The organism is Marivita sp., from assembly GCF_017643905.1.
GTDB lineage: Bacteria > Pseudomonadota > Alphaproteobacteria > Rhodobacterales > Rhodobacteraceae > Marivita.
Genome location: NZ_JAEPMO010000162.1, coordinates 1 through 9,252 on the forward strand (window position 1 = coordinate 1; position 9,252 = coordinate 9,252).

The window sequence follows — 9,252 nt, forward strand, 5'->3', positions numbered from 1 at the left end:
TGAACCGTTCGGTCATGCCGTGGCCTCATCTGCAATGGGTGAAGCGCTGGCTTGAAGACGGGCGACACGCAGCTTCCACAGGAATTGCCCGGCGTTGATGACGTATGCAGTATAAGCCGCAAGGGCGAGCCACATCTCTTCGGTCGGGCTTAGCGCGCTGGTCCAGAGCGCCCAGACATAGGCGAGGTGCAGTGCGATCACGAGGAAAGAGAACACATCCTCCCAGAAGAACGCAGGCGCAAACAGGTATTGGCCAAAGACCACCTTCTCCCAAATCGCGCCGGTGACCATGATGGTGAGCAGGAAAACGGTTTTGATCAGAATGGAAATCGTCGCCGCGTCATAGCCGGCTCCCGTGACCAGATAGCGGACAACCAGAGCCAAAGACACAAGGAAAACAAGGAATTGGATAGGCGCAAGGACGCCTTGGATGATGGTCCAAATGCTGTTGTCACGACGTGCGCGCTGCTCCTCTGTATAGAGGAAAACTGGTTTTCCAGCGGCGCGATGCGATCCTGCCATGTCTACGATTCCGTTCTTGCTCCCTAAAAAGTATCTACTCGTGACGGCAAGTGTCAACTAAAACTTACACCTTGAGGGGGCTACCGTACATTGTTGTCAATCTGCCCACTGATTCTTGAAAACGTGGCTTAATTCCCGATTTTTCAGTGGTTTTCTTCGCTATACCTTGTTGAAAGGAAAGCCGAATGGGATTCAGTGTCAATTATCTTTGACATTTATAGGTAAGAATCAGAAACTAGAGATGTCTGATATGCCTGACATGTGTCATGCATTGTCGGCTACGAGGGTGTGACAATGGCAAACGACCATACCGACGATCGTACGTCGGCAGAGGAAAGTCGGCTGGACATCTCTGCTTTGGCGTCCACCGTGCTGTCTGTCCTGAGCGACAAGGGTGAGGAAGGGGCGCAGACGATTCGAAGCAGCGTGATCCAGAAACTTGTGGAGGTCTCCCTGCAGCCCGGTGCGTTCAACGCCGAAGATCTGCTTGAGGATCTGAAGGATCGGCGCATCAGCGCGGACCAGATCGTCGACATCTATATCCCGCAAGCCGCCCGAGAATTGGGTCGTATGTGGTCTGAGGACATCATCGGCTTCGCGAAAGTGACGATTGCGACCGCGCGTCTTCAGGGATTACTGACAATGCTCGCGCCCCCCTGGGCCGCTAAGCCGTCAGAAATGGCAAATGGCGTGAATGTGCTGATGTTGCTTCAGGGCAATGACAGCCACACCCTTGGTCCGCATGTGGCCACTGCACAGATGCGCCGTGCCGGTGCGTCCGTTCGGATTCTGTTCGGCGCGCGCGATGACACGATCATCAAGGCACTGTCGGATGAAAGCTACGATATGGTTCTGTTTTCAGGATCACGTCCCGATGCGCTTGCATCAATCGCAAAGTTGGTTAAACGCATTAGAACCGGTGTCTTGGCGCCCCCGCCGCTGGTTCTGGGAGGGATTGTTCTGAACCTCGCGGACGGTGTCAAAGAAAAGACTGATGTCGATCTGGTGACAAACGATGTGAAGGTTGCACTGAAGCTGTGCGAAAAGAACAAATCCAGAAACAGGTCTTTGACGCGGTAATGAATACGAGTGGGTCCAGTTTCTGGAGCAGCGGCTCCGTACCACTTATCGACGCAGAAGTTCTGTCGAGTATCATTACGGTTGCGTCCGACATTGCTCTCGTGGTGTCGCGCGGCGGAAAGGTACTGTCTGTCCTGATCAACCCGAACGAAACCTCCTTCGGCAAGTTGAGCCATTGGGAGGGTCGTCCTCTCATGGATTTCCTGACCCGCGAAAGCCGTCCCAAGATCGAAGCGGTCATGGAATTGATGGAAAAGGGCGAAACGCCGTCCCGGTCCGTTGAATTGAACCACACAGACAATTCGGTTTGGGAATTTCCTGTTCGGTACAGTTTTCACCCGTTCGGCTCGGACGGATCTTTCCTCATGCTGGGTCGTGACCTGCGTCCGATCGCGGAAACGCAGCAGCAGCTGGTTCAGGCGCAGATGTCGCTTGAACAGGGCTACGAGGCGCGGCGCGAATTCGACGCGCGCTATCGTCTGCTGTTGCGCACCGTGCGGGACAACATCGTTTTCGTCTCGGTCAACGACGGCAAGATCAAGGACCTGAACGACCCGGCCGCGACGCTTCTGCAATCCAGCCGTGACGATCTGATCGGCACGAGCTTTGCGCAGGAATTCCGCGACAAGCGCCCCGAAGAATTCACCGAAGCATTGATCAACGCCTCGATCTCGGAAAGCAATGCAAGCCTCGAAGTGCAGTCACGCCGCGGCCGCCAGCGCGTGATGATCACGCCGCAAGTGTTCCGCGCTGCGGGCGAACGCATTCTGATCTGCCGCCTGACCACCGCAGATGAAACCACCGCGCGGTTCGACAACCTGTCCAACAACCTTGCCGCGGTGTTCGAAAAAGGGTCGGACGCGTTTGTGTTCACTTCCGCAAACGGAACCATCGAAGCGTGCAATGACGCCTTCCTCGATCTCGTCGATGCCGCACATGCCGTCGATGTGCGGGGGCGCAGTTTTGCCGACTTCCTGGGGCGAGGTCAGATTGACATGAGTGTGCTGGTCGAAAATGCTCGCCGCACCGGCCAGATGCGGATGTATTCCACCAAACTGCTCAACGATTTTGGCGCAAAGACGCCTGTCGAGATGTCCGTCACGTTCTTTGAGGATCGGAGTGAACCGACACTGGGTTTTGTCATTCGTGACATCAGCCGTGTGGATGCGATGCGCAAAGCGCCGCTACAGACAAGCGAAGAATCCAGCCGCAACGTGATGGAACTTGTCGGTTCGGCCACGCTCAAGGAAATCGTTTCCGAAACCACCGATGTGGTTGAAAAGATGTGCATCGAAACGGCGGTCAGCCTGACACGCAACAACCGCGTTGCTGCAGCTGAAATGCTCGGCCTGTCCCGACAAAGCCTCTACGTTAAGCTTCGGAAATACGGGCTTCTCAACAAAGACGGGGACGGCGACAGCGATTAAGCATCGTTGAGTGTCAAAACGTCCTGTTCAAATCCTGATTTCACCGATCTGTTTCACTTGATGTGAATCGATTTGTCGTGTCTAGTTGACACATGACTGTCAGCGTAAGTTTACACCGCGATCGCTACCCTGCCCCTTCGGCCATGCTGGAGCTGATCAAACCCGTCACATGGTTCCCGCCGATGTGGGCCTATGCGTGCGGGGCCGTGGCCTCGGGTGTGGCCATCACGGAGAACCTTGGCCTTTTGATCGTGGGCGTGATCCTCGCCGGCCCTGTGGTCTGCGGAATGAGCCAGGCCGCCAACGATTGGTGCGACCGCCATGTCGATGCGATCAACGAACCGAACCGACCCATTCCTTCGGGTCGCATCCCGGGGCGTTGGGGGCTTTGGATTGCGTTGGCGATGTCGCTCCTGTCGCTTGCCTTGGGCGCGACACTTGGAACATGGGGGTTCATTGCGACTGTTGTCGGTGTCATTGCCGCTTGGGCCTATTCCGTTGAACCGATCCGGCTGAAACGATCCGGCTGGTTGGGACCGGGTCTTGTTGGTTTGTCCTACGAGTCCCTTCCCTGGTTCACCGGCGCTGCCGTGTTGAGCCAGACGCTGCCTTCTGGGCCAATCATCCTGATCGCGCTTCTTTACGGAATCGGCGCGCATGGGATCATGACGCTCAACGATTTCAAGGCGCTCGAAGGAGATGCCCAGATGGGCGTGAATTCCCTGCCCGTGACCCTTGGGCCGGAGCGTGCAGCGAAAGTTGCATGCATCGTCATGCTCGTTCCCCAAATTTTGGTCATCCTTGCGCTGGCCAAATGGGGTCAATCGACACAGGCCGCCATCATTCTTGCACTGGTCCTTGGCCAGCTTTGGGCGATGTCCGTCATGCTGAAGGACCCCAAAGCAAAGGCGCCTTGGTACAATGCCACAGGGGTTCTGATGTATGTGTCTGGCATGATGGTCTCGGCCTTTGCCCTCCGCGCGATGGGAGTCGTCTGATGACCTTGGGATGGCTTGCCATTGTTCGACTGGGTCTGGTGCAAATGGCGCTTGGTGCGATCGTCGTGCTCACCACATCCACGCTCAACCGTCTGATGGTTGTCGAACTGGCGTTGCCCGCCGTTCTGCCGGGCATGTTGGTCGGGCTGCACTACGGCATCCAGATCACACGACCCAATTGGGGGTTCCTGTCGGATAAGGGCGGCAATCGCACCCGCTGGATCTTGCGGGGCATGGTGATCCTTGGCGCTGGTGGCGTCCTCGCCGCGCTGGGCGTTGTCGAAATGGCGACCAGCTATGCGGTTGGTCTGGCGATGTCGGTTCTGGCCTATGCATTGATCGGCCTTGGCGCAGGCGCTGCAGGCACGTCGGTCCTCGCACTTCTTGCGACAGCGACCACGCCCCACCGCCGCGCGGCCGCTGCCACGATCACGTGGCTGATGATGATCTTCGGCATTGCGATGACCGCCGGTGTCGTCGGGCAATTGCTTGATCCCTACACGCCGGCAGTTCTGATCGAAGTGGTCACAGGTGTCGCCCTCGCCGCATTGGCGATCACGGTTCTAGCAACATGGCGCATCGAACGTGGTGTTGAAGCGGCACCCGAACCCGATCCCGTGCCCTTCCGCGAAGGTCTGGCCGAGGTTTGGGCAGAACCAAAAGCGCGGCTGTTCACGATCTTCGTCTTCCTTTCAATGACCGCCTACTTCATGCAGGAGCTGATCCTAGAGCCCTATGCAGGTCTCGTTTTCGGCTTCACCCCCGGCGAAAGCACAACGCTTTCAGGCATCCAGAATGGTGGGGTGTTCCTTGGCATGTTGACCGTAGGCATCGCGGCCACCGCGCTTCGCTTTGGCTGCCTGCGCAATTGGGTGATCGGCGGTTGCCTAGGGTCGGCGGCAAGCTTGTGCGTGATCGCCATTCTGGGCGGCTATGCCCTGCCCCAAACGCTCCTGCCTGCCGTCTTTGCCCTTGGGTTCTTCAACGGCGCCTTCGCGGTCGCCGCCATCGGATCAATGATGGCGCTGGCGGGTGAAGGCCGCGAAAAGCGCGAAGGCACACGCATGGGCCTTTGGGGCGCGGCACAAGCGATTGCCGCCGGTTTCGGTGGCCTGACAGGCGCCGCCGCCGCCGACGTGATGCGGACGATGACCACCGACGCGCCAGCCTTTGGGGCCGTCTTTGTATTTGAAGCGGGGTTGTTCCTCTGCGCTGCCTTCATGGCATTGCGCATCATGGAAGGCAGCCCGTCACAAGCCGAACTGATCGCAGGAGAGTGACCATGTATGATGTCGTTGTTGTGGGAGGTGGCCCGTGCGGTGCAACAGCCGCCGAGGATTTGGCCCGGTCAGGGTACAAAGTGGCGATGCTTGATCGCGAGGGCCGGATCAAACCCTGCGGCGGTGCGATTCCCCCCCGCTTGATGCAGGACTTTGACATTGGCGAAGACCAGCTTGTCGCCAAGGTGAACACCGCGCGCATGATTTCACCGACCGGGCGTCACGTCGACATCCCGATTGAAAACGGGTTTGTTGGAATGGTTGATCGCAAGGATTTTGATCCTTTCTTGCGGGACCGGGCCGTGAAAGCCGGCGCGCAGAAATTCACCGGAACGTATGTCCGGATCGAACGCGACGCCGCCAGCAAAACCCGGTCGATTATCTACCGCGACAAGGAAACCGGCGAAGAGCGGGCGCTTGAAACCAAGCTGATTATTGGGGCGGATGGCGCCAATTCCCGCGTGGCCCGGGATGAAATTCCCGGCGGTGACAAGGTGCCGTTGGTCTTTGCGTATCACGAGATCATTACCGCCCCCGAGAAGAACGATGTCTACGATCCGATGCGCTGCGACGTGATCTATGATGGCGCGATCAGCCCGGATTTTTACGGCTGGGTGTTTCCCCACGGTGGCACAACCTCTGTAGGCATGGGGACATATGTGCAAAGCGTGAACCTCAAGGAGGCAACGGCTGCCCTGCGCGAGGCATCCGGCCTGACCCATTGCGAAACACTCCGCAAGGAAGGCGCGCCCATTCCGCTGAAGCCTCTGAACAAGTGGGATAACGGCAATGATGTTCTGGTTGCTGGCGATGCGGCAGGTGTCGTTGCGCCCTCAAGCGGCGAGGGTATTTACTACGCGATGATTTGCGGGCGTCATGCCGCCACTGCCTGCGCGGCAGCTTTGAAAACCGGCAAGATCAAGAACTTGACACTGGCCCGCAAGCTTTTCATGAAAGAGCACAAGATGGTCTTCCGTGTTCTGGGCCAGATGCAGGACGCCTATTACAAGAGCGACTCGCGACGGGAGCGCTTTGTCTCCCTGTGTCATGATGTCGATGTTCAAAAGCTGACATTTGAAGCGTATATGAACAAGAAGCTCGTTAAGGCACGGCCCCTTGCGCATTTGAAGATCGGCTTCAAGAATGCGCGTCATCTCTTAGGGCTTGTGCGGGAGACACATGTATGACCCAGACGCTTATCCCGGCATGGCGCGGCGACACTCTTGAACCTGTTGAAAAGCTGGATGCTCACATTCGTGGGCTCAAACACAAAGCGATCTCGGTGTTCGTGCTGCGCGGGGATGAGATCCTGATCCAACGGCGCGCGATGGGCAAGTACCACACCCCCGGTCTGTGGGCGAACACGTGCTGCACCCATCCGAACTGGAAAGAAAGTAGCCTCGCCTGCGCCCATCGCCGTCTGAAAGAGGAATTGGGCATCACCGACCTGACTCTCGATTATCGGGATCGCGTCGAATACCGTGCCGATGTTGGCGGAGGCCTGATCGAACACGAAGTTGTCGATATCTTCGTGGCAGAGGTGTTCGGGCCTCTAGACCTGTCCCCCAATCCCGACGAAGTCATGGCGACTCGATGGGTGCGCTATGGCGATTTGGTGCAGGATGTGGTTAAAGAACCAAGCCGGTTTACCCCCTGGTTGCGCATTTACCTCGACACATATGCGCCACAAATCTTCGGTGAACTGGCGATTTCCTGCGTAAACCCAGCATAAAATAGCCAATTTTAAACACATTCGCTCCTGTTTCTTGCCCTAGTCTCTCCTTAGACATTTATTTGGGGCTCGAACTGGGGAGTTTGAGATGTCTGCTGCCACCGCCAGTGATCTGGAGCGGTACATGTTGGATCTCGTGAACGAGGAGCGCACAAGCCGTGGCTTGAACGCACTCGTACTCGATAAGGTCTTGAACGCGTCCGCTGATGCGCATTCCTTGTGGATGCTTGAAAATAACGTCTTCAGCCACACGGGCGTGGGGAATTCCACGCCGACGGAGAGGATGACTGCTGAAGGCTTTGATCTTTCCGGATCATGGCGCACAGCCGAGAACATCGCCGCGCAAAGCGAGCGAGGCGACGAAGGTCTGTTCGACGACGTGTATGATCTGCACCTCGCGTTGATGAACAGCCCGGGTCACCGCGAGAACATTCTGATGCCGGACCTCGAAGTCGTTGGCATCGGCATCCAGACCGGAACCTATGATTATGGGTCCGGCAAGTATTATTCGGTTATGGTCACGCAGAACTTCGCGATGACCGGCGGGCAAACGACGCCTGATGTCGTTGCTCAGAATGCCCGCACGCCAGACAATACTGACACGCAGCCGGATTCTTCGGGTGTCCTGGTTGGAAATTCCACCGCCGAAAATCTTGTCGGCACGGCTCAGAATGACCGGATCACGGGGTCAGGCGGGAATGACATTCTGTCCGGTGGCGCGGGAACCGATACCGCCGTCTACATGAGCGATATGTCCAACTACGGGCTGACGATCAGCAATGGGTCGATCGTGATCGAAGACCGGAGCGGTCGCGATGGGACCGATACGCTCAACAGCATCGAAATCCTCGAATTCAACGGCACTGCCTTTGAACTCGACCGCTTCACCAATGTAAGCACGTTGACCGAAGCCGACATGATGGCGTTCTGCGAGCTCTATGTCGCCTATTTCAACCGTGCGCCAGATTCGACCGGTTTGCTTTTCTGGGGTTCAGCCTTGGCCGACGGCATGTCGATGAACGAAATCGCACGCCTGTTCTTTGATCAGCCCGAAACGCAAGCACTCTATGGTGGGTCAAGCAGCACCGGCGATTTCGTGACTGCTGTATATTCGAACATTCTCGGCCGCGCGCCAGATGCATCCGGGTTCAATTACTGGACCGGAATCCTCGACAGCGGCGCTGTGGAACGGTCCGAGTTCATCCTTGCGATGATTGACGGGGCCAAGGCGGCCAGCGGAAGCGCCGCCGATGCGCAGTATCTCGAAACCAAGGCGGAAATCGGCGCGTACTATGCCGTTGTCAATGGCTTGAACAATGTCAGCGTCGCCAGTGCTGCCATGCAGGCCTTTGACGGCACCATCGCATCGGTTGTCGAAGCCAAGGACCTGATCGACGATCACGCGGCTTTGGTCGACACCGCCCAGGGGTCCGAATTCACGATGAGCGTGATCGGTCTCGTGGACGATGCGCTGGATTGGCTTTGACGCTCACGCGCCTTTCGTGAGCGGCACAACCTTTCCGTCGCTGGACGTGAGAGACATGGCCATTTTGTAAAGGTCGAAGCGGGTCATGCCCGCATCGGCATACATCTCGTCCGGTGACGCCTGATCGATGAAGCGGTCAGGCAAAGTCACAGTCCGGATCTTCACCCCGCGATCCAGCACACCGCGATCTGCCAGTTCATGCAGAACCATCGCGCCAAAGCCGCCCCGTGAACCCTGTTCGACCGTGATCAAGGCGTCATGTGTTCTGGCAAGTTTCAGGATCAGGTCGATGTCCAGCGGCTTGGCAAAACGCGCATCCGCAATCGTCACACTGACTCCATCCTTCTCGAGCAGACGTGTGGCTGCTTCGACCTCGGCCAGATGTGCGCCAAAGCTTAGGAAAGCAACGTCACTGCCCTCTTGCAGGACACGGCCCTTGCCGATCTCCAGCACTTCTCCACGCTCCGGCATTTCGACACCGTTGCCGGACCCGCGCGGATAGCGAAACGCGATTGGCCCGCTATCATGTGCAACAGCGGTTGCGACCATGTGCTTGAGTTCGGCTTCGTCGGCTGCTGCCATCACCGTCATGTTGGGCAAAGCTGCAAGATACCCGACATCGAACGACCCAGCATGGGTGGCACCATCGGCACCGACCAATCCAGCACGGTCGATCGCAAAACGCACAGGGAGATTCTGCAAGGCAACATCGTGAACGATTTGGTCA

9 protein-coding genes are annotated in these 9,252 nt (G+C 57.4%); 7 read left to right on the plus strand and 2 right to left on the minus strand.

Annotated elements, in window-relative coordinates:
* Positions 1–12 precede the first annotated feature (12 nt).
* A complete protein-coding gene (gene bchF / locus JJ869_RS19695) occupies positions 13–522 on the minus strand; it encodes a 2-vinyl bacteriochlorophyllide hydratase (RefSeq protein WP_292269865.1) in 510 nt (169 codons plus the stop codon).
* A 294-nt stretch (positions 523–816) separates the two neighbouring features.
* Here bchF and JJ869_RS19700 point away from each other — a divergent pair, with 294 nt between their 5' ends.
* The 7 genes from JJ869_RS19700 to JJ869_RS19730 all read left to right on the plus strand — a co-directional run bounded on the left by JJ869_RS19700 (position 817) and on the right by JJ869_RS19730 (position 8,525).
* Positions 817–1,602 carry a cobalamin-dependent protein gene (locus JJ869_RS19700; protein ID WP_292269867.1) on the plus strand — a complete coding sequence of 262 codons (786 nt, stop codon included), beginning with the start codon at positions 817–819 and terminating at the stop codon, positions 1,600–1,602.
* Positions 1,602–3,029, plus strand: coding sequence for a transcriptional regulator PpsR (ppsR, locus tag JJ869_RS19705; RefSeq protein ID WP_292269869.1), 1,428 nt, complete (start codon positions 1,602–1,604; stop codon positions 3,027–3,029). The genes JJ869_RS19700 and ppsR overlap by 1 nt, the downstream gene beginning before the upstream one ends.
* A 92-nt stretch (positions 3,030–3,121) precedes the next feature.
* Entirely contained in the window at positions 3,122–4,027 is a 906-nt protein-coding gene (chlG, locus tag JJ869_RS19710) for a chlorophyll synthase ChlG (protein WP_292269871.1), read from the plus strand.
* On the plus strand, positions 4,027–5,307 hold the full coding sequence (locus JJ869_RS19715; RefSeq protein ID WP_292269873.1) for a BCD family MFS transporter: 1,281 nt from the start codon (positions 4,027–4,029) through the stop codon (positions 5,305–5,307). The genes chlG and JJ869_RS19715 overlap by 1 nt, the downstream gene beginning before the upstream one ends.
* Positions 5,308–5,309: 2 nt before the next feature.
* Positions 5,310–6,494, plus strand: a complete 1,185-nt coding sequence (locus JJ869_RS19720; RefSeq protein ID WP_292269874.1) for a geranylgeranyl diphosphate reductase — start codon at positions 5,310–5,312, stop codon at positions 6,492–6,494.
* Positions 6,491–7,039 (plus strand): isopentenyl-diphosphate Delta-isomerase, encoded by a 549-nt coding sequence (idi, locus tag JJ869_RS19725; RefSeq protein WP_292269875.1) that lies wholly within the window; start codon positions 6,491–6,493, stop codon positions 7,037–7,039. Before JJ869_RS19720 ends, idi begins: the two co-directional genes overlap by 4 nt.
* A gap of 88 nt (positions 7,040–7,127) precedes the next feature.
* Positions 7,128–8,525: a DUF4214 domain-containing protein gene (locus tag JJ869_RS19730; RefSeq protein WP_292269878.1), complete on the plus strand. Its 1,398-nt coding sequence runs from the start codon at positions 7,128–7,130 to the stop codon at positions 8,523–8,525.
* Between the two features lie 3 nt (positions 8,526–8,528).
* Here JJ869_RS19730 and JJ869_RS19735 read toward each other — a convergent pair.
* On the minus strand, positions 8,529–9,252 hold a 724-nt coding region (locus JJ869_RS19735; protein ID WP_292269880.1), incomplete at its 5' end, for a transketolase C-terminal domain-containing protein.